Raw genomic sequence first — 24,797 nt, 5'->3', positions numbered from 1 at the left:
TGCTCCCGGCCCGCTACTCCCGGCCCGCCGACGTGAACCGCATGTCGGGGTAGCGGTCGCCGGCGACCTTGCCGGCGATGGGCTCCAGGGCCGCGAGCTCGTCCGCCGTCAGCTCCACGCGGGTGGCGCCCACGTTCTCCTCCAGACGGGAGCGCTTGCGCGTGCCCGGGATCGGAACGACCGTCAGGCCCTCCACCTCCGCCCGCTGCTGCACCCATGCCAGCGCGACCTGGGCGAGCGTGACGCCCCGCGCCTCGGCGATCCGCCGCAGCGGCTCCAGCAGGGCGACGTTCGCCGACGCGTTGTCACCCGTGAAACGCGGCTGGGTGCGGCGCCAGTCGTCGGACGACAGGTCCTTGTCGGCGTTCGTGAAAGCACCCGTCAGGAAGCCGCGGCCCAGCGGCGAGTACGGCACGAGGGCGACGCCCAGCTCACGGGCCACCGGGACGACGTTCTCCTCGATGTCCCGGCTGAAGAGCGACCACTCCGACTGCACGGCGGCGATCGGGTGCACGGCGTGCGCCTCGCGCAGCTCGCTGCCCGTGACCTCGCTCAGGCCCAGGTGCTTGACCTTGCCCTGGGCCACCAGCTCCGCCATCGCGCCCACCGACTCCGCCAGCGGGACCTCGGGGTCGCGGCGGTGCATGTAGTACAGGTCGATCTGCTCGACACCCAGCCGCCGCAGGCTGCCCTCGACGGCCTTGCGGATGTACGGCGGGTCGTTGCGGATGGTCCGGTCCGCGGGGTTCTCGGGGTTGGCGTCGATGGCGAACTTCGTCGCCAGCACCACGTCTTCCCGGTTGGCCCGGATGAAGGGGGCGATGAACTTCTCGTTCTCGCCCATCCCGTACATGTCGGCGGTGTCGTAGAGGGTGACGCCCAGCTCCAGCGCCCGCTCCAGCGTCGCCCGGGCCTCCGCCTCGTCCGTCGTCGGGCCGTAGGCGAAGCTCATGCCCATGCAGCCCAGGCCCTGGACGCCGACCTCCGGACCGTTGTCGCCGAGGGCCACGCGTGCGATCTTGTCGTTGCTCATCTTCCGTCATGCCCCTTCGGACGCCCGGCGGGCGTCGGCATAGATGTCGATCTTGTAGTCCAGTACTTCCAGCGTGCTGCGCAGCTCCGCGATGCGCATCCGCACGTCGTCGCGGTGCGCGCTCAGCAGCCGTTCGCGCTCGGGGAAGGTGTGCTCGCCCTGGCGGACCAGTTCCGCGTAGCGGACCATGTCGGCCACCGGCATCCCGGTCAGCCGCAGCCGGCCCACCAGGTCCAGCCAGTCCAGGTCGCGGTCGGTGTAGCGGCGCTGCCCCGTGTGGGAGCGGTCGACGTGGGGCATCAGCCCGATCCGCTCGTACCAGCGCAGGGTGTGCGCGGACAGCCCGGCGTACGTGGCCACTTCGCTGATCGTGTAGCGGTCCCGGCCCTCCGGGCGACGCTGGCGCTCGCCGGCGAGCGGGGAGCGGAGGTCGTCCACCGCTGTCGCCGGCGCGCTCTCGGTGTCCATCAATGTCATTGCCGCTTCCCCCTCGCTCGCCCCGTGCGGTGCGTCCCCAACCTAGAGAGTTGGAGTGCACTCGAAGCAAGCGGGAATCGACGTGATCCGGACCGATCCCGCCGCGCGTTAGGCTCCTTGCCATGGACAGCCTGCGGATGATCGAGAACTGGCCCGTCAAGACCGCTGCGGCCGCCGTCGTACGCGCCGACGGCACCTACGCGGGTGCGCACGGCCCGGCCCGGCACCGTTTCCCGCTGGCCTCCGTCACCAAACCGCTGGCCGCGTACGCCGCGCTGATCGCCGTCGAGGAAGGCGCGATCGAGCTCGACGAGCCGGCCGGCCCGCCCGGTGCCACGGTGCGCCATCTGCTCGCCCACACCTCCGGCCTCGCCTTCGACGAGTACCGCGCCATGGCCGAGCCGGGCTCCCGGCGGCTGTACTCCAACGCCGGCTTCGACGCCCTGGGCGACCACATCGCCAAGGCCACGGACATCCCCTTCGCCGAGTACCTCCGGCAGGCGGTCCTGGAGCCCCTCGGCATGGACTCCACGGACCTGCCCGGCTCGCCCGCCAAGGACGGCGTCTCGACGGTCACGGACCTGGCCCGGTTCGCCGCCGAGCTCCAGGCGCCGCGACTGCTGTCGCGCACCACGCTGGACGAGGCCACGACGGTGGTCTTCCCCGGGGTGACGGGCGTGCTGCCCGGCTACGGGCACCAGCGGCCCAACGACTGGGGCCTCGGCTTCGAGATCCGGGACGGCAAGTCCCCGCACTGGACGGGCACGTCGTCCTCGCCGCGGACGTTCGGCCACTTCGGGCAGTCCGGCACGTTCCTGTGGGTCGACCCGGAGCTGGGCGCGGCGTGCGTAGCCCTCGCGGACCGGGCCTTCGGCTCCTGGGCGATCGAGGCATGGCCTCTGCTGACGGACGCGGTGATCAGCGAACTTCGTCAGCGGTAACGGTCCGGGTAATCGGGCGGGAGGGTGGGCGAATCCCGGCGCGCAGCGCCGGGCCTACTCGAAACGCGGCTCGGCGTGCATCTCCCACGCGAGCACCTCGACGGCGGAGCCGATCGCCTCGACGGTCACGCCGGAGGCATCGGACACCCGAGCCGCGTCCCCGTCCCGCAGCACCTCGCCGCCCAGACGCACCGCGCCTCGTACGACATGCACGTACAGCCAAGGCGCGTCCGGCAGCCCCGCGCACTCGCCACTCCGCAGGCGACGAACGTGCAACACCGCCTCCGCCCGCCGCAAGGCGTACGGCGTCCCATCGGAGATACCCCGCACCACCTCGTACGACGGTTCGCCCCCGAAATCGGACGGCGTCAGCCACATCTGGACGAACCGCAGCGGCACCGACCCCGCGTTGCGCTCGGTGTGCCGGACGCCGGAGCCGGCGCTCAGTCGCTGGAGGTCGCCGGGGCGGACGGTCACGGTCCGCCCGGTGGAGTCCTCGTGCGTGAGCTCGCCCTCGACCACCCATGTGACGATCTCCACGTCCCGGTGGGGATGCTCGGCGAAGCCCGCGCCGCCCGCCAGCCGCTCCTCGTTGCAGGCCGCGAGCGGGCCGAACCGTACATTGTCGGGGTCGTAGAAGCCCGAGAAGGAGAAGGCGTGCCAGGTCTCGATCCCGGCCGCCGGATCGCCGCCGCGGAAGCGATCGGCGGCCCGCTGCACGTACGTCATCGGCCCACCGTAGCCCCGCCGGGCGCCCCGGAGGGGTCCCGGCGGCTCCGTATCGCACCCGAATAAGGCAGGCTTGTCCCCGTGCCCGAACCAGCCGCTCATCCCCCCCACCCCCACCGCGCCACCCTCCGCAACCTGGAACAGTCCTCCGGGACGCTGGCCGCCGCGGCCATCGCCCGCATGGACGCCCAGTTGTCGTGGTACCGGGCGATGCCCCCGGAGAACCGGTCGTGGATCGGCCTGGTCGCCCAGGCCGGTATCGCGGCGTTCACGGAGTGGTTCCGGCATCCGGAGACACCGCAGGCCATCAGCACGGACGTGTTCGGCACGGCGCCGCGCGAGCTGACCCGGGCGATCACCCTGCGCCAGACCGTGGAGATGGTCCGCACGACCATCGAGGTCATGGAGTCGGCCATCGACGAGGTGGCCGCCCCCGGCGACGAGTCGGCGCTGCGCGAGGCGCTGCTGGTCTACGCCCGGGAGATCGCCTTCGCCACGGCCCAGGTGTACGCCCAGGCCGCCGAGGCGCGCGGCGCCTGGGACGCCCGGCTGGAGTCGCTGGTCGTCAACGCGGTGCTGTCGGGCGAGGCCGACGAGGGCGCCCTGTCGCGCGCGGCCGCACTGGGCTGGAACGCGCCGACGCATGTCGCGGTGGTGCTGGGCACGGCGCCCAACGGGGACAGCGAGCTGACCGTCGAGGCCATCCGCCGGGCGGCGCGCCACGCCAAGCTCCAGGTCCTCACGGGGGTGCTGGGCGACCGGCTGGTGGTGATCGCGGGCGGTTCGGACAATCCGCTCCAGACGGCGAAGTCGCTGATCGGACCGTTCGCGGCGGGCCCCGTGGTGGCCGGGCCGGTGGTGCCCGACCTGCTGGCGGCGACCCGGTCCGCGCAGGCCGCGGCGGCCGGCCTCAAGGCGTGCGCCGCCTGGCCGGACGCCCCCCGGCCGGTGCTCGCCGACGATCTCCTGCCGGAGCGGGCGATGGCCGGTGACCCGGCCGCCCGCGACCAGCTGGTGGAGGAGATCTACAGACCGCTGGAGGAGGCGGGCTCGGCCCTGCTGGAGACGCTGAGCGTCTACCTGGAGCAGGCCAGCAGCCTGGAGGGCGCGGCACGGATGCTGTTCGTCCACCCCAACACCGTGCGGTACCGGCTGCGACGTGTGACGGACGTCACCGGATGGTCACCCTCCGATGTCCGTTCCGCCTTCACACTGCGCATCGCACTGATCCTCGGGCGGCTGGCCGACGCGGAGTGACCCACTTACGCTTTTGTTGAACGCCAACAATTCCCCTGACGGTTCTTGGTCCCTGTCCCCACGGGTGGGCGGAGCCGTCCACGAGAGAGAGTGTGAGGGTGCTCGTACTCGTCGCTCCCGGCCAGGGCGCTCAGACGCCCGGCTTCCTGACTCCCTGGCTCGACCTCCCCGGTGTCGCCGACCGCCTCCGTGCGTGGTCGGACGCCATCGACCTGGACCTTGTCCACTACGGCACGAACGCCGACGCCGACGAGATCCGCGACACCGCCGTGGCCCAGCCGCTGCTGGTGGCCTCCGCGCTGCTCTCGGCCGGGCAGCTCTTCCCGGCCGCCGACGACCTCGCCGCCAAGGTGGGCGCCGTCGCCGGGCACAGCGTGGGTGAGCTCGCCGCCGCCGCGCTGACCGGTGTGCTGCCCGAGGAGGACGCCATGCGGCTGGTGCGCAAGCGCGGGCTGGCCATGGCCGAGGCCGCCGCGGTCACCGAGACCGGCATGGCCGCCCTGCTGGGCGGCGAGCAGGACGTCGTCCTGCCGCACCTGGAGAAGCTGGGCCTGACCCCCGCGAACGTCAACGGCGCGGGCCAGATCGTGGCCGCCGGCACCGCCGCGCAGCTCGCGGCGCTGGCCGAGGACAAGCCCGAGGGCACCCGTCGTGTGGTGCCGCTCAAGGTGGCGGGTGCCTTCCACACCCAGCACATGGCCCCGGCCGTCTCGGCCCTGGAGGCGGCGGTCGCCGAGCTGACCCCGGCCGCCCCCCGCACCCGTTACGTCTCCAACAAGGACGGCGCCGTCGTCGTCGGCGGACCCGAGGTCGTCGCGCGGCTGGTCGGCCAGGTGGCCAACCCGGTCCGCTGGGACCTGTGCATGGAGACCTTCAAGGAGCTGGGCGTCACGGCCATCATCGAGGCGGCGCCCGGTGGCACCCTCGTGGGGCTGGCCAAGCGTGCCCTGCCGGGTGTCACTACGCTCGCGCTCAAGACCCCGGAGGACCTCGACGCCGCCCGCGCGCTCATCGCCGAGCACGCGGCCGCCGGGTCCCCGGCCGAACAAGGAGCCCGAGAAGCATGACCGCGAAGATCAAGCCCGCCAAGGGCGCCGCGTACGCGCGCATCATGGGCGTGGGCGGCTACCGGCCCGTCCGCGTGGTGCCGAACGAGGAGATCCTCAAGCACATCGACTCCTCGGACGAGTGGATCCGCTCGCGCTCGGGCATCGCCACCCGCCACTGGGCCGGCCCGGAGGAGACCGTCAGCGCGATGTCCCTGGAGGCCGCCGGCAAGGCGATCGCCGACGCGGGCATCACCGCCGACCAGATCGGTGCCGTCATCGTCTCGACGGTGTCGCACTTCAAGCAGACCCCGGCCGTCGCGACCGAGATCGCCCACAAGGTGGGTGCGGGCAAGCCCGCCGCCTTCGACATCTCGGCCGGCTGCGCGGGCTTCGGCTACGGCCTGACCATGGCCAAGGACATGGTGACCGGCGGCTCCGCCGAGTACGTCCTGGTCATCGGTGTCGAGCGGCTCTCGGACCTCACCGACCTGGAGGACCGCGCGACGGCCTTCCTGTTCGGCGACGGCGCCGGCGCCGTGGTCGTCGGCCCGTCCGCCGAGCCCGCCATCGGCCCGGTCGTCTGGGGCTCCGAGGGCGACAAGGCGGAGACGATCAAGCAGACCGTCGCCTGGGACGTCTACCGCGAGGAGACGGACGTCCGCTTCCCCGCCATCACCCAGGAGGGTCAGGCGGTCTTCCGCTGGGCCGTCTTCGAAATGGCGAAGATCGCCCAGCAGGCGCTGGACGAGGCGGGCGTCAGCCCCGAGGACCTGGACGTCTTCATTCCGCACCAGGCCAATATGCGGATCATCGATTCGATGGTGAAGACCCTCAAACTGCCTGAGAGCGTCACGGTCGCCCGTGACGTGGAGACCACGGGCAACACGTCCGCGGCCTCCATCCCGCTCGCCATGGAGCGGCTCCTGGCCACCGGCGCGGCGAAGAGCGGGGACACCGCGCTCCTCATCGGCTTCGGGGCGGGTCTCGTGTACGCCGCCACGGTCGTTACCCTCCCCTAGGCGAGATTCCCCGGACCGGCACCCGGTGCCGGCCGTCGGGGGACCTCACCGCCCCAGCAGTTCCCTTAATCATCAGCACAACGCAATACATAGAAGGAGCGCCACATGGCTGCCACCGAGAAGGAGATCCTCGACGGTCTCGCCGAGATCGTCAACGAGATCGCCGGCATCCCGGTCGAGGACGTCCAGCTGGACAAGTCCTTCACCGACGACCTGGACGTCGACTCGCTGTCCATGGTCGAGGTCGTCGTCGCCGCCGAGGAGCGCTTCGACGTCAAGATCCCGGACGAGGACGTCAAGAACCTCAAGACCGTCGGTGACGCCGCCGGCTACATCCTGAAGCACCAGGACTGACCGTAGCGTTCGTCGCCACCCCGGCGGTGGCGGTTCCAGCACCTCTACACGTGGAGACAGAATCCCGATGAACTCGACCAATCGCACCGTGGTCGTCACCGGTATCGGCGCAACCACACCGCTGGGTGGCGACAGCGCTTCGACCTGGGAGGGCCTGCTCGCGGGCCGTTCCGGCGTCAAACCCCTGGAGGGCGAGCGCTTCGCCGACCTCCCGGTCCGTATCGCCGCCCCCGTGGCGGTCGACCCGGCCGACGTCCTGCCCCGCCCCCTGCTGCGCAAGCTGGACCGCTCGGCGCAGTTCGCGCTGATCGCGGCGCGCGAGGCCTGGGCCGACGCGGGCTTCACCGACAAGGCCGGTGACGACACCGGCGTCACCCCCGAGCGGCTGGGCGCGGTCGTCGCCTCCGGCATCGGCGGTGTGACCACCCTGCTCGACCAGTACGACGTGCTCCGGGAGAAGGGCGCCCGCCGCGTCTCCCCGCATACCGTGCCGATGCTCATGCCCAACAGCCCCTCCGCCAACGTCGGCCTGGAGGTGAACGCCCAGGCGGGCGTCCACACCCCGGTCAGCGCCTGCGCGTCGGGCGCCGAGGCCATCGGCTACGCCTTCGAGATGATCCGCTCCGGCCGCGCCGACGTCGTCGTCGCCGGCGGCACCGAGGCGGCCATCCACCCGCTGCCCGTCGCGGCGTTCGCCAGCATGATGGCGATGTCGAAGAACAACGACGAGCCCCTCAAGGCCTCCCGCCCCTACGACAAGGCCCGTGACGGCTTCGTCCTCGGCGAGGGCGCCGGTATCGTCGTCCTGGAGTCGGCCGAGCACGCCGCCAAGCGCGGCGCCCGCGTCTACTGCGAGGTGCTGGGCCAGGGCCTGTCCGCCGACAGCCACCACATCGCGCAGCCGGAGCCGACCGGCCGCGGCATCGCGGCGGCGCTCCAGAACCTGCTCGACAGCAGCGACCTGAAGCCGGCGGAGGTCGTGCACCTCAACGCGCACGCCACCTCCACGCCGCAGGGCGACGCCGCCGAGATCAAGGCGCTGCGCAAGGTCCTGGGCGACGACCTCGACCACGTCGCGGTCTCCGCGACCAAGTCGATGACGGGCCACCTGCTCGGCGGCGCCGGCGGCATCGAGACGGTCGCGACCGTGCTCGCCCTGTACCACCGCACGGCCCCGCCGACCATCAACATCGACGAGCTGGACGAGGACATCGACGCGGACATCGTCCGCGAGGAGCCCCGCCCGCTGCCGCAGGGCACGATCGCGGCGATCAACAACTCGTTCGGCTTCGGCGGCCACAACGTGGTGCTCGCGCTGCGCACGGTCTGACGGACCCGATCCTGTGCGAAGGGCCCGCCCCCGGCCGGGGGCGGGCCCTTTCGCGCTGCTCACTTCGTGAAGCCGCTCACTTCGTGAAGCCGCTCACTTCGTGAAGCTGGCGAAGTACGAGGCCGCCATGTCCTCGTCGCCGTGGCCCTGCTCGATCGCCCGGCGGAAGCGTTCGGCGCCCGCCGCCGCGACGTCGAGGCGCACCCCGGCGGCCTCCCCGGCCGCGACGATCAGCCGCGCGTCCTTCTCGGCCGTGGTGGTCGCGAAGGACGGCGGGGTGAGGGCGCCGTCCCTCAGCAGCCCGGCCTTGGCGCGCAGATAGCCCATGTCGAGCGGGCCGCCCGCGACCGCGTCCAGGAAACGGGCCGGGTCCACGCCCAGCCCGTCGGCCAGCGCGAGGGCCTCGGCGGTGCCGTGGGTGACGGCCAGCACCCAGCTGTTGATGACGAGCTTGAGCCGGGTCGCGGCGCCGCCCGTCGCGTCGTCCCCCACCCAGACGGTCCGGGAGCCGATGGCGTCGAAGACGGGCGCCAGGGTGTCACGGGTCTCCTCCGGCCCGGCGGCCAGCACCGTGAGCGTGCCCTCCTCGGCGGGCCGCCGGGTGCCCAGGACGGGGGCGTCGACCAGGACGAGGCCGTGCTCGCGGGCGAACTCCGCGAGCACGGCCGTGCCGTCGAGCCCGGCGGTGGTGGACTGCGCCCAGAGCGTCCCGGGGCGCAGGGCGGGGGCGGCGGCGCGCATCACATCGCGGGCGGCCGGGCCGTCGTACAGCATGGTGACGACCACATCGGCGCCGGTGACCGCCTCGGCGGGCGTGTCCACGACGGTGACACCGTGCTCGGCCAGCGGCTCGGCCTTGTCGCGGCTGCGGTTCCAGGCCCGGACGGGGAGCCCGGCGCGGGCGAGGTTGCGGGCCATGGCGAAGCCCATGATGCCGGTGCCGAGGACGGTGACGGTGCTGGGTGAGGTCATGCGTCGACGCTAGGGCCTGGAGCGGGCTCCAACGCAAGTCCGCGCACGAGGCGTGGTCACACCACTTGGTGCAGCCACCGCACCGGCGCGCCCTCGCCCGCGTGGCGGAAGGGTTCCAGCTCGTCGTCCCACGGCTTGCCCAGCAGCTTCTCGACCTCCGCCCGGAAGTCCGTCTCGCCCCGGTCGGCGCGTGAGAGCGCGGCGCGGAGGCGGTCCTCCGGGATCAGGATGTCGCCGTGGATGCCGGTGACGGCGTGGAAGATGCCGAGGTCCGGGGTGGAGCTGTAGCGCTCGCCCTCGGCGGTGGCGCAGGGCTCGGCGGTCACCTCGAAACGGAGCAGGTGCCAGCCGCGCAGTGCCGAGGCGAGTTTGGAGGCGGTGCCCACCTGGCCCTGCCAGGAGAGCTCGGAGCGCCAGGTGCCGGGGGAGACGGGCTGCCGGATCCAGTCGAGGGTGACACGCGCGCCGAGGACGCCGCCCACGGCCCACTCGACGTGCGGGCAGAGCGCTCGGGGCGCGGAGTGCACATACAGAACTCCACGTGTCGTCACCGGGTCCTCCAGTGCGGTTCGAGGTTCGCCTTCCCCAGCGGCCTCGCAGCCGAACCGGTCCCGCCCGGGACAGCAGCAGACATTCTGCCCCAATGGCCACTCCCGCACCAGCCCGCGAGGTTACCAACAGTAAACACCATCGGGAGCAATTCTCCTGAAAAGGGACAGGATGTGACGTGTTGTGATTTAGGGCCGTCGTAGAGCGAAAGACGGACCGAAAGATGCCGGACCGACTCGATCACCCGGGGAAAAGCTACCGTGCGGGCGTGTCGCGGGCGTGACGTACCGTCGGTCCCGGACAGATATCACCCGGCCGGAGGGGATCACGAGCATGAACGTCGCACGGGGGAAGAAGCGGGGGAAGAGGCGAGGGGCGGCCGGCAAAGCGGCCGTGGCGGTGGTCTGCGTCGCCCTGCTGGCCTCGGGCTGCGAGAGCGCGGGTGGCACCGGCGCCGAGAAGGCGGCCGCCGCTCCGGCGAAGCCAAAGCCCGCCCGTCCGGCCTGGAACACCCACCCCGAGTCGATCGCCTCCCTCGGCGACTCCATCACCCGTGGCTTCGACGCCTGTTCCGTGCTCAAGGACTGCCCCGAGGCGTCCTGGGCCACCGGCACCTCCGTCGACAGCCTCGCCCGGCGGCTGCTCGCCTCGCCCGGGACCAGCAGCTGGAACCACGCCCGCACCGGCGCCCGGATGGCCGACCTGCCGGAGCAGACGCGCGCGGCCGTCGTCAACAAGCCGCAGCTCGTGACCGTGCTCATGGGGGCCAACGACGCCTGCCGCAAGAACGTGGACGACATGACCACGGTGGACGACTTCCGCGCCGACTTCGAGAAGTCGCTGCGGGAGCTGCGCACCGCCCTGCCGAAGTCCCAGGTGTATGTGGCCGGGGTGCCGGACCTGCGACGGCTGTGGGCGGAGGGGCGCAAGAGCCTGATCGGGCCGGAGATCTGGAAGCTGGGCTCGGTCTGCCCGTCGATGCTGGCGGACTCCGGCTCCGACGACGCGGCGGCCGAGGCCCGGCGCGTACGGGTCGAGCAGCGGGTCCTCGAGTACAACACCGTGCTCAAGAGCGTCTGCGCGCGCGATGAGCTGTGCCGCTTCGACGGCTCCGTCCACGGCTACGGCTTCAGCGGTCAGGCGCTCAGCAAGTGGGACTGGTTCCACCCCAGCAAGCAGGGGCAGGGCGAACTGGCGGCCCTCGCCTACCGCACCATCACTTCCGCGGAGCCGCCCGCCGCGTAGGCCGCGGGGGCGGGGTCCGTCAGGTGACCCCGCCCCCGGACCGCGCACGGCCCGGTCCGCCACCGGCGCGCCCGGCGCGGAACCTCCGGCACCGGGGCCCGTACCCTCGCCCCGGGCACCCGGCGCCAACCGCGCCCGCGCGATGGCGCCCGGGCCGTGACCGAAGGCGGACACGGGTGACCGCGACCGGCCCGTACCGCCTTCCGCCCCGCACGTTATCCGATGAACGAGCGCTTCTCATAAGCGAGTTCACCCGCGCGGGGACGCGTCATTCCGTGCTCTCGCGGTGGGCGTGGAGATCGATGTCGAGGATGCCCTCCCAATCGGCGAGCTCCTCCATCAGCGGATGCGCCGACCCCTTGCCCTCCAGGCTCAGCACCACGCCCGCCTCCCTGAGCTTGCCCCTGGCCCGTTCCGTGCCCCCCTCCTGCTGGGCCCGGGAGTGGACCTGGACGTCCGTGACCCGGAAGCCGGACCGGGTGCACAGCTCCAGCACCCGGCCCAGCAGCCCCTTGCGGGTGCGGTAGGACAGGATCAGCTCGACGTGCTCCAGCGAGGGCGCCGCGGCCAGCCGCCGGGTCGCCATCGGGAAGCCGCGCACCACCAGGAAGTGCACCGCGGCCGCCATACCGCCCAGCAGGGGCAGCCCGCCGCCGCAGGCCATGCCCACGGCGCAGGTCAGCCAGATCGTGGCGGCCGTCGTCAGACCGCGCACGGCGTCGCGGCGGACGAAGATCAGGCCACCGCCGATGAAGCCGATGCCCGAGACGATCTGCGCGGCGACCCGGGAGCCGTCGAACTGGCCCGCCCCCGCGAACCCGTGGATCGAGACCTCCATGAACAGCGCGCTGCCCACGCCGACCAGCGTGTGGGTGCGCAGCCCCGCGCTCTTCTGCTGGAGCTCCCGCTCCAGCCCGATGAGCGAGGAGAGCAGCAGGGCGAGGGCCAACTCGGCTAATTGGCGGGTGCCTTGGCCCGCCCCCGGGTCGAACAGCGGGGCCGTGTTGGCTCGTCCGGCGGATATCAGCGGGGCCATCAGGAACTGCACTGTGTCCATCTCGCCATTGTGGCCTGAAATCGCCACTACCCGAAGGGTGTTGGCAGCCCTCTATCGCTCCATGCGGTCACGGTGATTTCCTTCCGTCCCATGAGACCCCGTGATATATCCCGGACGCCGGGCCCGCTCCGGCTCGCCGTCCTCGGCGCCGTCCTGCTCGCCTGCTACCCTCTCGCCCTCGCCGCCCCCGCCGGGGCCGTGCCCGCCGCCCCCGCGCTCACCGTCGAGGAGCAGCGGCTCCCCGGGGCAGTGCCGCAGGAGATCCTGCGCCGCAGCGGCTTCGACGACGTCGCCCCCGGCTTCGCCCGCGCCCTGGCTCGTACGCGCGGCGCCGCCGAGGCCGAGCGCCTGGCGGCCGCCGACGGCCGGCGGCTGTGGCGCCGGGCCGTGGACCGGGCCCAGGGGCGCGGCCCGGACGGCGGCGATCTGAGCCGGGACGACGACCGTCCGCTGTACTGGGCGCGGCTGGGCATGACGCGGGCGCTGCGCGAGTGGCGGCCGGCGTTCCCGCTGCCGGAGCGGCGGCGCGCGGCCCTGGAGGCCGCCGTGGAACGCGCCTCACGCGGCCAGGACTCCCTCGACCTTCCGCAGGGTGGCGCGGTGAAGCGGGTGCTGATCACCGGCTTCGACCCGTTCCAGCTCGACTCCGACATCCGTCGCTCCAACCCCTCCGGGGCGGCAGCGCTGGCCCTGGACGGGACCGTGATCGATACCCCGGCCGGCCCGGCGCGCGTGGAGGCGGCCGTCTTCCCGGTGCGCTGGGCGGACTTCGCCGACGGCACGGTCGAACGGACCCTGCTCCCGTACTTCCGGCCCGGCCCCCGGAAGGTCGATCTGTTCACCACCATCAGCCAGGGCCGCCCCGGCCGCTTCGATCTTGAGCGCACGAACGGCGCCTGGCGCGGCGGTGCCCCGGACAACGCCAGGGCCTCGCGCACGGAGACCGTGCCGGTGCCGCCGGGCGTGCCGACCGTGACCCCGCAGCCGCAGTGGACGACCACGACCCTGCCGTACGGGGCCGTCACGGCGGCCACGACCGGCCCGTTCCCGGTGCGTGACAACACCTCCGTCACCGAGATCCCGGCGGGCGGCACGGCCCCCGTCGTCCGGCCCGACGGCCCCACCCCGGGCTCGACGGCCCGCGCGGGCGGCGGGGGCGACTACCTCTCCAACGAGATCGCCTACCGCGCCACCCTGCTCCGTGACGCCGTGGGCCTCAAGGCGCCCGGCGGCCATCTCCACACACCCGTGCTGAACTTCGGCGCGGGCAACACCGACCCCGCCACCGGGCGGATCAGCGACCCCGAGTTCGTCGCCGCGCGGATGGCGATCACCGCGCAGGTCAGGGCCGTGCTCGCGGTGGCCGTGGGAGCCACGGCCGGGTCATGATGTGCACATGATCATCGCAGCAGCGCAGTTCACCGCCCGGCCGTGCGACGTCGCCGCCAACGTGACCCGCATGGCCGGCCTGGTCGCCGAGGCGGGCGAGCGGGGCGCGGCCCTCGTCGTCTTCCCCGAACTCGCCGTCACCGGCTACGAGCTCGACGCCATCACCGGCGACCCCGGCCGGCTGACCCTGGCCCCGGACGACCCCCGGCTCGACCCGCTGCGCGCGGCCTGCCGCACGGCGGGTGTCGCGGCGGCGGTGAACTGTGCCGGCCGCGCCCCGGCCGGCCCGACGATCAGCACCTTCGTGTACGGCCCGGACGGGGAGCTCCTCACCCGCTACGACAAGCGCCACGTCACGGACACGGAGACAGCGGCGGGCTTCACGGCGGGCACGGAGGACGGCCGTTTCGCGCTGGCCGGGCTCGCCTTCGGCCTCGTCATCTGCTTCGATGCCCACTTCCCCGACCTCGCCCGCCGGGCCGCCGCCGACGGCTGCGACGTACTGCTGGCGAGCTCGCTCTACGGCCGGGGCGGCGGCGCCCGCGAACGGATGGAGATCTTCCCCGCCCTGGCCGAGGCCAACGGCCTCCACGTGCTGCTCGCCAACCACGTCGGGGTGGCGGGCCCCTACGACGCGTGCGGGCTGAGCGCGGTGTGGGGACCGGACGGCGGCCTGCTGGCGGAGGGTCCGGGTGACGCGGAGGGGTTGGTCCTGGCGACGGTCGCCGTCGGCGCGGCGTGAGCTCAGCGCCCCGCTGGATGTGCGGTCGGTCGGCTGCGGGCCGTCCGTGGCCGGTCGCGCAGTTCCCCGCGCCCCTTACGGGGCTCGGCACCCCTCAGTGGCAGATGAACCGCCGCTCCCCACCCCGATGCTCCGTAATCGGAGACCGGCACCCCCGAGGACACGGCGTCGGCACAGCCGCCGCGTTGACCCGCCGCTCCGGCGGATGCACACACACCGAGCAGTACCAGGACGGCGGCTGGCCCGGCGTCACGTCCCACCACATGGCGTTGTGGCAACGATTGCAGCGCATACCGGCATCGTCGCGCGCCCGGCGCCTCCCCGTCCCGGTTTCGGCCGCGCGACCACCCGTACCGGGGGGGGGGGGGGCGGTCAGCCCTCGCCAGGCGTGACCAGCCCCGATTCGTACGCGAAGATGACCGCCTGCGCGCGGTCCCGGAGGTTCAGCTTCGCCAGGACCCGCCCGACGTGCGTCTTGACCGTCTGCTCGGCCAGGACCAGCCGGTCCGCGATCTCCTGGTTGGACAGGCCCCGCGCGATCAGCTCCAGCACCTCCGTCTCCCGGGGCGTCAGCCCGCCGGGGCGGACCGTGCCCGAGCGGCGGCGGGGAGCCGGGCGCTTGGCGAAGTCCGCGATGAGCCGGCGGGTGACGGACGGGGCCAGGAGCGCCTCGCCCGCGGCGACCACCCGGACCGCCGAGATCAGGTCGGCCGGCGGGGCGTCCTTGAGGAGGAAGCCGGAGGCGCCCGCGCGCAGCGCCTCGTAGACGTAGTCGTCGACGTCGAAGGTCGTCAGCATCAGCACCTTGGGCCGGTGCGTCACTCCGAGCGGCGGGTCGAGGATCTGCCGGGCCGCCTCCAGGCCGTCCATCTCCGGCATCCGGACGTCCATCAGCACCACGTCCGGGTGGGCGGAACGGCTCAGGGCCACGCCCTGCCGGCCGTCCGCCGCGTCGCCGACGACGTCGATGTCGGACTGGGCGGCCAGCAGCGCGGCGAAGCCCGCCCGCACCATGGCCTGGTCGTCGACGATGATCACCTTGATGGTCATTCGGTGGGGGGTTCCTCTTCTGTACGGAGCTCTGTGCGCAGCGGGAGCCGGGCCGCGACCCGGAAGCCGCCCTCCGGCAGGGGGCCGGTGTCGAGCGTGCCACCCACCAGCCGGACCCGCTCCCGCATCCCCACCAGACCGTGCCCCGTGTCACCGGTCTCCAGCGGCGGGGTGTTCTCCTCCGGTGCCGCGTTGACGATGAGGACCACCAGGCCCGTCCCGTCCGGGTCCGGCGAGACCGAGACCCGGGTGGCCGCGCCCGGGGCGTGCCGGACGACGTTGGCCAGGGCCTCCTGCGTGATGCGGTAGGCGGACAGGTCCACGGCCTGCGGCAGTTCGGGCAGTTCGGGCATCGAGAGCTCCACCGGCACCCCCGCCCGTACCGTCGCCTCGACCAGCTGCGGGATCCGCGCGGCCCCCGGCTGCGGGGCCCGCTCGGCCGTGCCGGGGGCGCCGGCGGTGTCCTCGTTGCGCAGCACGCCCAGCAGCCGGCGCATCTCCGTCAGCGATTCCCGGGCCGTGGCGGCGATCGAGGCGAACTCCTCGCGGGCCGTGTCCGGGAGGCCCTCGATGCGGTAGGGGGCGCTGTCCGCCTGCACGGTGATGACGGACATGTGGTGGGCGACCACGTCGTGCAGCTCGCGGGCGATCCGGGCGCGCTCCTCCAGCAGCGTGCGGCGGGCCCGTTCGGCCTCGCTGATGGTCTCCTGCTCGGCCAGCGCCCGCTGGGTGACGGCGCGTTCGCGCAGCAGGCCGCCGATGACGAGCAGCACCCCGCCGATGACGAACAGCGCCACCCAGGAGCCGTTGCTGCGCTCCGGGGCGATGAGCTCGAAGACCACGCTGACAGCGCCCGTCAGCGTCCACACCGCGATCAGGGTGCGGTTGCGCTCGCGCAGGCCGACGGCGAGCAGGAGCAGCAGCAGGCCGATGATGCCCATCGGCGTCCACGGCCAGGGCTGGGGGTTGGGGCCCGGCGGAAAGCCCAGGATGGCCGCCGCGCAGACCGTGTGGGCGGTGAAGGCGACCCCCCAGGACAGCAGCGGCCGCCGCACGGCGAACAGCAGCGGCAGCACCTGGAAGAGGCCGAGCACCAGCGCCAGGTCGGAGTTCAGGTGGTAGCCCTCGCCCAGGAACATGACCGTGACCGGCAGCAGGATGGCGACGAACACGATCGCCACGGCATACGGCAGCCGCCGGACGAACCGGCGCGGGGAGTGGCCGAAGAGCGGGGTGGGCGGCCCGGCGGGGGTGAAGGTCTCGCGCAGCCGGACGAGCGGGGTCATGGTCTTGGTGGGCATGGCCCGACCAGCGTAGATCGCGGGCCCGCCGCCGGACGTCACACCACGGTGCCGACCCCGGGGGGCGGGGTCATACCGTGGTATCACGCCCCTTGGCGCCCGAAGGGGCGCGGGGAACTGCGCGACCAGCCACGGACGGCCCGCAGCCGACCGACCGCACATCCAGCAGAGCGCTACAGCTCCGCCAGCAGCTGCGCCTTCTTCGTGCTGAACTCGTGGTCGGTCAGCAGCCCCGCCTCGTGCAGCTCGCCCAGGTGCCGGATGCGCTCGGCGATGCCGGCGGGGTCCGGCCGGGCGGTCACGCGACGGTGGCCGGGAGCCGCGGGCACCTTGGCCCGTACGGCGGCGAGGACGGCCGCCGCGAACGGCAGGGACTCGTGGACGAGCCCGTAGCCCATGCCGAAGGCCACGGCCGCGAGGTCCTGGTCGGGTTCGGCGGGGCGCCGGTCCGCGTCGTCCCCGCGCAGCACCAGCCGCAGATGGCCGCCGGCGGCTTCGGGGGAGCGCCACTCGACACCGGTCAGCTCGTCGAGGGGGAAGCGCTGGTCGCCGGCCTTCCACTTGGCGGAGGAGGCGCCGGTCCAGAACCAGCGGAAGGAGACGGCCTTGCCGTCGAAGGACGCCTTGCCGTCGTAGGCCTTGAAGGTCAGCGGGGGCGTCGGCGCGGTCACCAGGTGGCGCTCGGCGGGCTCACCGGCAAGGGGGCCGAGCCCGTCGCGTATCCGCTCGGCGTAGTACTCGGCGAGCAGCTCGCGCTCGGCCGGGAGCACCAGCCGGTAGGGGTCGTTGCCCTCCTTGAGCTGGCCGTCGGCCACGTCCATCAGCGGATCGGCGCCCGGTCTGGGCACGGCGCGCAGCACCACCGTCCCGTGCTTCCCCGGGGCCGCCTCGACGGCCGCGAGCGCCTCGAAGGGAACGCGTCGCTCGCCGAGCGCCTGGAGCAGTTTCGGTGTGCGGATCCCCCGTTCGAAGCGGATGAGCACGGAGTCGGTGCCGAACTCCCAGACGGTGTGGAAACCGGCCAGCACATCACCCATGCCGCTCATCGTAAGCGGCGCCCGCCCGCCCGTCCCCCCTCGTGGCGCTACGCGCGTCGAACCCGTCAAATCGCGGTGGCCTCGGCGTCCGGGCCCAGCCCGGCCGCGCAGTCACCGCTGTCGCTCGCGCACCGGACGGAGGCGGGGGCTCCGATGCCGATCCCGGCGAAGTTGGCGAGGCTGGTGGTGCCGGGCGCGAAGTAGCCGGTGTGGCCCTGGGCGTCGCCGGCGGACAGCACCCGCGCCCCGAAGCCCGCCGAGACGGGGTCGGCGCCGTGGCCGAGGCCGCCGACCTCCATGTGGGGCACGCCCTGGATCCAGTCGTCCGCGTCGCGCATCGCCCATATCCGGGCGGTGGTGTCCAGGTCGGAGACGCTCTGGGCGCGCATGCCGGGGCTGCCGGCCACGGCCACGTCGGTGACCCGGGGGGAGAGCTCGCGGGCGGCGACGCCGCACACCACCGAGCCGTAGCTGTGGCAGAACAGCGCGACCTTCGACTCACCGGGCAGGGCCGTGACGAGCCGGCGCAGCCGCAGCGCGCCCTCGGCCGCGAGCTTGCCGGTGGCGGCGTCCATACCGACGCCGACGGGCGAGGTGTAGTCGGCCCAGGCGATGACGGCCGTCCTGCCGCCGGGGCTCGCCTTCCGCTCGGCGGCGTAGAGGGAGCGGCCCATGCCGACGGGGGCGCTGTAGGCGCGCTGGGTCTTCTCGAAGGTCAGCACATTGGTGTCGACGCCCGGGACGACGACGGAGACCCGTCGCGCCGTGTCCAGGTCGCCGAAGACCTCCGCGACCCGGCCGTCCCCGGCGGGGTCGAAGGCGAGGATCTGCCGGCCCGGGCCGAGCAGCGACTCGAAGCGGTGCATCCGGCGGCCGGCCTCGTAGCGGCCGGCGGGGGTCAGCCCGGCGTCGTGGGTGCGCTGCTCCTCGACCGTACGGGCCTGGGCGAGCGCGGCGCGGTTGGCGCGGTAGCGCAGCTCGGTGGGGGCGCCGCCGAGGTTGCCGACGACGAGCGGATAGCGGTCGGCGAGCCGCTCGCGCTGGTTGGCGGTGAGCGTGGTGAAGAAACGGGAGAGCGCCGAGGGCTCCGCGTCGGGGGAGGGCAGCGGGCGGCCGTTCACGGAGCCGTGCCGCCAGGCCTTGAGCGAGGCGGCCCGGGGGTCCGGCATGCCCTTGTGGCTTCTGACCGCCGTCCAGCCGGTGGTCGCCAGCATCACGAACACCACGGCCAGCGCCAGCAGTGCGCGCCAGGCCGTGGAGGCGTTGGTCCAGGGGATGGAGGAGGAGCCGAGCTCCGGGAAGGAAGTCACCGCCGACCACCCTAGGAGAAATCGGCTTGCGTCCGGGGAGCCGGTGAGCTATCTCACGTTTCAATGGCCGTGATTGAGCGCACTCGTACGTCTAAAGCTCAAGAACGCCAGTTTTCCGCCAGTGCGGGACCGATCTGATCCAGATAGGCGGCCGTACGCTGCCGGAACCCCTCCATGTCCCCGTCCAGCAGATCGCCCCAGCGCTTGCCCACCTCGCGCATCACCCCGCTGAACGCCGCGACCAGGATGCGCGGCCGGGGGTCCTCCGCCGGCAGCCCCTCCCGGCGGGCGATCTCGTCGGTGAGCCGGTCCTCCAGCTCGGCCAGCCGGCGCAGATGGGCCGCCAGCAGCTGCGGGGTCTCCTGGATCATCCGGTACGTCCGGACGTAGAGCTCCAGCGGGACGGCCGACTCGATGGCCTCCTCGATGCCGTCCCAGCACTCGACGACGGCCGTGCGCAGCGCGGTCAGCGGCGGCTCCGCCGCCGGGCGCGCGCACACGGCGGCGAAGATATGCGACTCGATCATCCGCTGGACGGCGAGGGCCACGTCCTCCTTGCCCGCGAAGTAGCGGAAGAAGGTGCGCTGCGAGACGTCCGCGGCGGCCGCGATCTCGTCGACCGTCGTGCCCTCGTACCCCCGGAGGGCGAAAAGCTCCTGGGCGCACCGGACGAGGGTCTCGCGGGTGCGGCGCTTCTTGCGCTCACGCAGGCCCGTGGTGCTCTCGATCGTGTGCATCGCCGCCTCTTCTCGGTGCGTTTCCGCTGCTCAGGATAGTTGTGGCCAAGATGACAGACTGCGCCTCTTGGCGTTCGTTGTCGATTGTCAGCGGCTGCCATAATCTCGGTGGCATGACTCGGACCACCGTCGCCGAGGCGACGCCGGACCAGAAGCCCCGCAGCGGCTTACGGGGCAATCCCTGGCTGACCCTGTTATCCGTCGCGATCGGCGTGATGATGGTCGCGCTCGACGGCACGATCGTCGCCATCGCCAATCCCGCCATCCAGAAGGACCTGGGCGCCTCGCTCGCCGACGTCCAATGGATCACCAACGCCTATCTCCTCGCCCTCGCCGTCGCCCTGATCACCGCGGGCAAGCTCGGTGACCGCTTCGGCCACCGACAGGTCTTCCTCATCGGTACCACCGGATTCGCCCTCTCCTCCGGACTCATCGCCCTGTCGGGGAGCGTGTCGCTCGTCGTCGCCCTCCGGGTGCTCCAGGGCCTGTGCGGCGCGCTGCTGATGCCCACGGCGCTCGGCTTGATCCGCGCCACCTTCCCGGCCGAGAAGCTCAACATGGCCATCGGCCTGTGGGGCATGGTCGTCGGCGCCTCCACGGCCGGCGGCCCGATCGTCGGCGGCCTGCTCGTCGAGCACGTCAACTGGCAGTCCGTCTTCTTCATCAACGTCCCCGTCGGGGCCCTCGCGCTGACGCTCGGCGCGGTCTTCCTCGCGGGCCACCGGGTCAAGGGCGCGGCCCGGTCCTTCGACGTCCCGGGCATCGTCCTGCTCTCCGCCGCGATGTTCTGCCTGATCTGGGCGCTGATCAAGGCACCCGCCTGGTCCTGGAGCGACGCCCGGACCTGGATCTTCCTCGCCGCCTCGGCCACCGCCTTCCACCTCTTCGCCTTCCGGCAGACCCGCAGCCGCGAACCGCTGCTCCCGCTGAGCCTCTTCCGCTCCGTGCCGCTGTCCGCCGGGGTGGTCCTGATGGTGCTGATGGCCTTCGCCTTCATCGGGGGGCTGTTCTTCGTCACCTTCTACCTCCAGAACGTCCACGGGATGTCCCCGGTGGACGCGGGCACCCATCTGCTGCCGCTGACCGGGATGCTGATCGTCGGCTCGCCGCTGGCGGGCGCGCTCATCACCCGGATCGGCCCGCGGATCCCGCTGATGGCGGGCATGACCAGCGCCGCGGTGGCCTGCTTCGGGCTGGCCACGCTGGACGCCGGCACCGGCACGCTCACCATGTCGCTGTGGTTCGCGCTGATGGGCGTGGGCCTCGCGCCGGTCATGGTCGGCGCGACCGAGGTGATCGTCGGCAACGCGCCCCTGCGGCACGCGGGCGTGGCCGGAGGGCTCCAGCAGTCGGCCATGCAGGTGGGCGGCTCGCTGGGCACGGCCGTCCTCGGCGCGGTGATGGCGTCCCGGGTCGAGCACCTGCTGCCGGAGAAGTGGGCCGCGGCGGGCCTCCGGCCGCTCGCGCCCGAGCAGCTGGACCAGGCCGCCGGCGCGGTCTCGGTCGGCGTGGCCCCGGTGCCGGCGGGCACGCCGGCGCGGTACGCGGAGAAGATCTCCACCGTCGCGCATGACACGTTCGTGTCGGGGATGCAGGTGGGATTCCGGGTCGCCGGGTGCGTGGCGATCGTCGCGGCGCTGGTCGCGGCCTTCGCCAAGCGGGGGGAGAACACGGGCCCGGCGGGGGCCGGGGCCGGGCACATCTGACTTCCCCTATCAGGGCACGGATCGGCGGAAGCCCTTGGCCGTGGTGATCACGGGGCGTGAGACTCCTCGCACCATCGGACTGGGGGAGTGATCTCTGTGATGCGTGCTGTTGTTCTCGGGCTCGCCGCCGTTCTGGCTCTGGCGGGGGCGCCTGCCGCGCAGGCGCGGGGTGCCACGGGTGCCACGGGTGCCTGCTCGGCAGGGCAGCTGTGTCTTTGGCCCAAGCCGGGATATCGGGGGGCCGTCCACGCCAGTGAGCTGGCGGGCATCGACATCGAGAGCTGTATGGCCTTGCCGGCCGGGGTGACGGGGGCTTCGCTCGTCAATCGGACGGGGCATCCGGTCACCACTTATCAGAGCGGTACGTGTGCCGAGACCGGCGAGTTCGATACGTATCCGTCGGGGAGCTGGGTGCCCGAGTCGCCGTACGTCGTGCGGGCGTACAAGGTGTGGGAGCGGTAGCTATCCGTTGACGGCTGCGGGCCGCTTGTGCCCACCCGTTCCGCCCTGCGGAACGATTGCCCACAAGCGGGCGGGCCCCCGACCAGCTTTGCTGGTCGGGGGCCCGTTCCGTTCGGATGTGACGCTTACGCGTCACCACCGGCCGCGCCCGGGTCGGCCGCCGCCACGTCGAGGAGCTCGTAGCGGTCGATGGCCTGCTTCAGGGCCGAGCGGTCGATCTTGCCCTCCTTGGCGAGCTCGGTGAGCACCGCCAGGACGATCGACTGCGCGTCGATGTGGAAGAAGCGACGGGCCGCGCCACGCGTGTCCGCGAAGCCGAAGCCGTCGGCGCCCAGCGAGGTGTACGTGCCGGGCACCCAGCGCGAGATCTGGTCCGGGACGGCGCGCATCCAGTCGGACACGGCCACCTTCGGGCCCTCGACGTCGGCGAGCTTGCTCGTCACGTACGGGACGCGCTGGTCCTCCTCCGGGTGGAGCAGGTTGTACTCCTCCACCTCGATGGCGTCGCGGCGCAGCTCGTTCCAGGAGGTCGCCGACCAGACGTCCGCCTTGACGTTCCACTCCTCGGCGAGGATGCGCTGGGCCTCGATCGCCCACGGCACGGCCACACCGGAGGCCATGATCTGCGCCGGGATGGCGCCGGCCTCGCCCGCCTTGTAGCGGTACAGACCCTTGAGGATGCCCTCGGCGTCCACGTTCTCCGGCTCGGCCGGGTGCTGGATCGGCTCGTTGTAGACGGTGAGGTAGTAGAAGATGTCCTCCGCGTTCTCGCCGTACATCCGGCGGAGACCGTCCTGGACGATGTGCGCGATCTCGTAGCCGAACGCCGGGTCGTACGCGACGACGCCCGGGTTGGTCGAGGCGAGCAGGTGCGAGTGGCCGTCGGCGTGCTGGAGGCCCTCACCGGTCAGGGTGGTGCGACCGGCGGTGGCGCCGAGGACGAAGCCGCGGGCCAGCTGGTCGGCCATCTGCCAGAACTGGTCGCCCGTGCGCTGGAACCCGAACATCGAGTAGAAGACGTAGATCGGGATCAGCGGCTCGCCGTGGGTGGCGTAGGCGGAACCGGCGGCGATCAGCGAGGCGGTGCAGCCCGCCTCGGAGATGCCGTCGTGGAGCATCTGACCGGTCGGGGACTCCTTGTACGCGAGCAGCAGCTCGCGGTCCACGGCCTCGTACTGCTGGCCCAGCGGGTTGTAGATCTTCGCCGAGGGGAACAGCGAGTCCATGCCGAAGGTGCGGTACTCGTCGGGGGCGATCGGCACGAAGCGCTTGCCGATCTCCTTGTCCCGCATGAGGTCCTTCAGCAGGCGGACGAAGGCCATGGTGGTGGCGATCGACTGCTGGCCGGAGCCCTTCTTGGTGGGCGCGTAGGCCTTGTCGCCCGGCAGGACGAGCGGCTTGGAGCGGTCGACACGGGAGGGCACGTACCCGCCGAGCGCCTTGCGGCGGTCGTGCATGTACTGGATCTCTTCCGAGTCCTTGCCCGGGTGGTAGTACGGCGGCAGGCCGGACTCCAGCTCCTTGTCCGCGATCGGGATGTGGAGACGGTCACGGAAGCGCTTGAGGTCCTCGACCGTGAGCTTCTTCATCTGGTGGGTCGCGTTGCGGCCCTCGAAGTTCGGGCCGAGCGTCCAGCCCTTGACCGTCTGCGCGAGGATCACGGTCGGCTGGCCCTTGTGGGCCTTGGCCGCCGCGTAGGCCGCGAAGATCTTCTTGTGGTCGTGACCGCCGCGACCCAGGTGGAGGATCTGGTCGTCGGTCATGCCCTCGACCATCTTGCGGAGACGCTGGTCGTCGCCGAAGAAGTGCTCACGGATGTACGCGCCGGTCTCGGTGGCGTACGTCTGGAACTGGCCGTCGGGGGTGCTGTTGAGCTTGTTGACCAGGATGCCGTCGCGGTCCTGCGCGAGCAGCGGGTCCCAGGAGCGGTCCCAGACCAGCTTGATCACGTTCCAGCCGGCGCCGCGGAACTGCGACTCCAGCTCCTGCATGATCTTGCCGTTGCCGCGGACCGGGCCGTCGAGGCGCTGCAGGTTGCAGTTGACGACGAAGGTCAGGTTGTCCAGGCCCTCACGGGCGGCCAGGGACAGCTGGCCGAGCGACTCGGGCTCGTCCATCTCGCCGTCGCCCAGGAACGCCCAAACGTGGGACTTGGAGGTGTCGGCGATGCCGCGCGCCTCCATGTAGCGGTTCATCCGGGCCTGGTAGATCGCGCCGAGGGGGCCGAGGCCCATCGAGACGGTCGGGAACTCCCAGAAGTCCGGCATCAGACGCGGGTGGGGGTACGACGACAGGCCGTAGGGAGCCTTCGACTTCTCCTGGCGGAACGCGTCGAGCTGCTGCTCGGACAGTCGGTCCAGCAGGAAGGCGCGGGCGTAGACACCGGGGGAGGCGTGGCCCTGGAAGAAGATCTGGTCGCCGCCGTCGCCGCCGTCCTTGCCGCGGAAGAAGTGGTTGAAGCCCACGTCGTAGAGCGAGGCGGAGGAGGCGAAGGTGGCGATGTGGCCGCCGACGCCGATGCCCGGGCGCTGGGCGCGGGAGACCATGACGGCCGCGTTCCAGCGGGTCGCGTTGAGGACCTTGCGCTCGATCTCCTCGTTGCCGGGGAAGAACGGCTCGTCCTTGGTCGCGATGGTGTTGACGTAGTCCGTGCTGCGCATCTCGGGCACGGCGACACGCTTCTCACGCGCCCGCTCGATCAGGCGAAGCATGAGGTAGCGGGCACGTTCCCGGCCCCGCTCGTCGACGGCAGCGTCGAGCGAGTCGAGCCATTCCTGGGTCTCTTCGGGATCGAAGTCCGGGACCTGGCTGGGCAGACCGCCAATGATGATCGGGTTGCGATCGGATCCGGAAGCCACGCTGTTCCTTCGCTGTTCGGTCGTGTCGTGCTCTGCGCGCCGGGATGCTGCGCACGGGGTCAACACTGTCTTTGCTTATATGTCGCGCCGGCTCCCATCGTGGACCTCGGCGGCGCAAACGTCATCTCTACTGGGCGGTAACCACCGCACATGAGACGAATCGTCGAGGGTTGGTCGCCCAGGGCGGCCAAAT

Annotated in this window: 23 protein-coding genes; 11 read left to right on the top strand and 12 right to left on the bottom strand. The window is 72.3% G+C overall.

Features of this window, described 5'->3' with window-relative positions; translation table 11 throughout:
* Window positions 1-13: 13 nt before the first annotated feature.
* Together ACFYZR_RS02775 and ACFYZR_RS02770 are read right to left on the bottom strand one after the other, a co-directional pair.
* Window positions 14-1,033 carry an aldo/keto reductase gene (locus tag ACFYZR_RS02775; protein WP_391903965.1) on the bottom strand — a complete coding sequence of 340 codons (1,020 nt, stop codon included), beginning with the start codon at window positions 1,031-1,033 and terminating at the stop codon, window positions 14-16.
* Between the two features lie 6 nt (window positions 1,034-1,039).
* A complete protein-coding gene (locus tag ACFYZR_RS02770) occupies window positions 1,040-1,510 on the bottom strand; it encodes a MerR family transcriptional regulator (RefSeq protein WP_391903963.1) in 471 nt (156 codons plus the stop codon).
* Between the two features lie 122 nt (window positions 1,511-1,632).
* Here ACFYZR_RS02770 and ACFYZR_RS02765 point away from each other — a divergent pair, with 122 nt between their 5' ends.
* Window positions 1,633-2,451, top strand: coding sequence for a serine hydrolase domain-containing protein (locus ACFYZR_RS02765; protein WP_391903961.1), 819 nt, complete (start codon window positions 1,633-1,635; stop codon window positions 2,449-2,451).
* A 54-nt stretch (window positions 2,452-2,505) separates the two neighbouring features.
* On the opposite strand, the gene ACFYZR_RS02760 is transcribed toward ACFYZR_RS02765, so the two are convergent.
* Complete coding sequence (locus ACFYZR_RS02760; RefSeq protein WP_391903959.1) at window positions 2,506-3,180, bottom strand: pirin family protein; 675 nt, start codon at window positions 3,178-3,180, stop codon at window positions 2,506-2,508.
* An 81-nt stretch (window positions 3,181-3,261) separates the two neighbouring features.
* On the opposite strand from ACFYZR_RS02760, the gene ACFYZR_RS02755 reads away from it, so the two are divergent.
* The 5 genes from ACFYZR_RS02755 to fabF all read left to right on the top strand — a co-directional run bounded on the left by ACFYZR_RS02755 (window position 3,262) and on the right by fabF (window position 8,189).
* The gene (locus tag ACFYZR_RS02755; protein WP_391903956.1) at window positions 3,262-4,437 is read left to right on the top strand and encodes a PucR family transcriptional regulator; all 1,176 of its coding nucleotides are present in this window, start codon (window positions 3,262-3,264) and stop codon (window positions 4,435-4,437) included.
* Between the two features lie 98 nt (window positions 4,438-4,535).
* Complete coding sequence (locus ACFYZR_RS02750; RefSeq protein ID WP_391903952.1) at window positions 4,536-5,504, top strand: ACP S-malonyltransferase; 969 nt, start codon at window positions 4,536-4,538, stop codon at window positions 5,502-5,504.
* Window positions 5,501-6,505, top strand: a complete 1,005-nt coding sequence (locus ACFYZR_RS02745; protein ID WP_391903949.1) for a ketoacyl-ACP synthase III — start codon at window positions 5,501-5,503, stop codon at window positions 6,503-6,505. Before ACFYZR_RS02750 ends, ACFYZR_RS02745 begins: the two co-directional genes overlap by 4 nt.
* Before the next feature lie 105 nt (window positions 6,506-6,610).
* A complete protein-coding gene (locus ACFYZR_RS02740; protein WP_391903946.1) occupies window positions 6,611-6,859 on the top strand; it encodes an acyl carrier protein in 249 nt (82 codons plus the stop codon).
* A 67-nt stretch (window positions 6,860-6,926) separates the two neighbouring features.
* Window positions 6,927-8,189 (top strand): beta-ketoacyl-ACP synthase II, encoded by a 1,263-nt coding sequence (gene fabF / locus ACFYZR_RS02735; protein ID WP_391903943.1) that lies wholly within the window; start codon window positions 6,927-6,929, stop codon window positions 8,187-8,189.
* Between the two features lie 93 nt (window positions 8,190-8,282).
* Here the strand turns inward: fabF and ACFYZR_RS02730 are convergent, their stop codons facing one another.
* A complete protein-coding gene (locus tag ACFYZR_RS02730) occupies window positions 8,283-9,161 on the bottom strand; it encodes an NAD(P)-dependent oxidoreductase (RefSeq protein WP_391903940.1) in 879 nt (292 codons plus the stop codon).
* Between the two features lie 56 nt (window positions 9,162-9,217).
* On the bottom strand, window positions 9,218-9,712 hold the full coding sequence (locus ACFYZR_RS02725; RefSeq protein WP_391903937.1) for a DUF3145 domain-containing protein: 495 nt from the start codon (window positions 9,710-9,712) through the stop codon (window positions 9,218-9,220).
* Window positions 9,713-10,043: 331 nt separating this feature from the next.
* On the opposite strand from ACFYZR_RS02725, the gene ACFYZR_RS02720 reads away from it, so the two are divergent.
* Entirely contained in the window at window positions 10,044-10,955 is a 912-nt protein-coding gene (locus ACFYZR_RS02720; protein WP_391903935.1) for an SGNH/GDSL hydrolase family protein, read from the top strand.
* Window positions 10,956-11,223: 268 nt separating this feature from the next.
* On the opposite strand, the gene ACFYZR_RS02715 is transcribed toward ACFYZR_RS02720, so the two are convergent.
* Window positions 11,224-12,012 carry an MgtC/SapB family protein gene (locus tag ACFYZR_RS02715; RefSeq protein ID WP_391903932.1) on the bottom strand — a complete coding sequence of 263 codons (789 nt, stop codon included), beginning with the start codon at window positions 12,010-12,012 and terminating at the stop codon, window positions 11,224-11,226.
* A gap of 90 nt (window positions 12,013-12,102) precedes the next feature.
* Here ACFYZR_RS02715 and ACFYZR_RS02710 point away from each other — a divergent pair, with 90 nt between their 5' ends.
* Both ACFYZR_RS02710 and ACFYZR_RS02705 read left to right on the top strand, forming a co-directional pair.
* Window positions 12,103-13,401: a pyroglutamyl peptidase gene (locus tag ACFYZR_RS02710; RefSeq protein ID WP_391903930.1), complete on the top strand. Its 1,299-nt coding sequence runs from the start codon at window positions 12,103-12,105 to the stop codon at window positions 13,399-13,401.
* Window positions 13,402-13,408: 7 nt separating this feature from the next.
* The gene (locus ACFYZR_RS02705; protein ID WP_391903928.1) at window positions 13,409-14,143 is read left to right on the top strand and encodes a carbon-nitrogen hydrolase family protein; all 735 of its coding nucleotides are present in this window, start codon (window positions 13,409-13,411) and stop codon (window positions 14,141-14,143) included.
* A gap of 372 nt (window positions 14,144-14,515) precedes the next feature.
* Here ACFYZR_RS02705 and ACFYZR_RS02700 read toward each other — a convergent pair whose 3' ends face one another.
* The 5 genes from ACFYZR_RS02700 to ACFYZR_RS02680 all read right to left on the bottom strand — a co-directional run bounded on the left by ACFYZR_RS02700 (window position 14,516) and on the right by ACFYZR_RS02680 (window position 19,578).
* Window positions 14,516-15,193, bottom strand: coding sequence for a response regulator (locus ACFYZR_RS02700; protein WP_391903925.1), 678 nt, complete (start codon window positions 15,191-15,193; stop codon window positions 14,516-14,518).
* Window positions 15,190-16,494, bottom strand: coding sequence for a sensor histidine kinase (locus ACFYZR_RS02695; protein ID WP_391903922.1), 1,305 nt, complete (start codon window positions 16,492-16,494; stop codon window positions 15,190-15,192). The genes ACFYZR_RS02700 and ACFYZR_RS02695 overlap by 4 nt, the downstream gene beginning before the upstream one ends.
* A 173-nt stretch (window positions 16,495-16,667) precedes the next feature.
* Entirely contained in the window at window positions 16,668-17,531 is an 864-nt protein-coding gene (locus ACFYZR_RS02690) for a DUF4429 domain-containing protein (protein WP_391903919.1), read from the bottom strand.
* A gap of 65 nt (window positions 17,532-17,596) precedes the next feature.
* Window positions 17,597-18,841, bottom strand: coding sequence for an alpha/beta hydrolase (locus ACFYZR_RS02685; protein ID WP_391903916.1), 1,245 nt, complete (start codon window positions 18,839-18,841; stop codon window positions 17,597-17,599).
* A gap of 98 nt (window positions 18,842-18,939) precedes the next feature.
* The gene (locus tag ACFYZR_RS02680) at window positions 18,940-19,578 is read right to left on the bottom strand and encodes a TetR family transcriptional regulator (protein WP_391903913.1); all 639 of its coding nucleotides are present in this window, start codon (window positions 19,576-19,578) and stop codon (window positions 18,940-18,942) included.
* A gap of 113 nt (window positions 19,579-19,691) precedes the next feature.
* On the opposite strand from ACFYZR_RS02680, the gene ACFYZR_RS02675 reads away from it, so the two are divergent.
* Together ACFYZR_RS02675 and ACFYZR_RS02670 are read left to right on the top strand one after the other, a co-directional pair.
* Window positions 19,692-21,284 carry an MFS transporter gene (locus ACFYZR_RS02675; RefSeq protein WP_391903910.1) on the top strand — a complete coding sequence of 531 codons (1,593 nt, stop codon included), beginning with the start codon at window positions 19,692-19,694 and terminating at the stop codon, window positions 21,282-21,284.
* A 99-nt stretch (window positions 21,285-21,383) separates the two neighbouring features.
* The gene (locus ACFYZR_RS02670; protein WP_391903907.1) at window positions 21,384-21,746 is read left to right on the top strand and encodes a peptidase inhibitor family I36 protein; all 363 of its coding nucleotides are present in this window, start codon (window positions 21,384-21,386) and stop codon (window positions 21,744-21,746) included.
* 125 nt (window positions 21,747-21,871) lie between these two features.
* Here ACFYZR_RS02670 and aceE read toward each other — a convergent pair whose 3' ends face one another.
* On the bottom strand, window positions 21,872-24,604 hold the full coding sequence (aceE, locus tag ACFYZR_RS02665) for a pyruvate dehydrogenase (acetyl-transferring), homodimeric type (RefSeq protein WP_391903903.1): 2,733 nt from the start codon (window positions 24,602-24,604) through the stop codon (window positions 21,872-21,874).
* Window positions 24,605-24,797 lie beyond the last annotated feature (193 nt).

Origin of the sequence: Streptomyces sp. NPDC001678 (genome assembly GCF_042892945.1) — a bacterium.
Classification (GTDB): Bacteria; Actinomycetota; Actinomycetes; order Streptomycetales; family Streptomycetaceae; genus Streptomyces.
The sequence above is the reverse complement of the archived record's forward strand: the minus strand, read 5'-3'. Positions and strand labels throughout refer to the sequence as shown.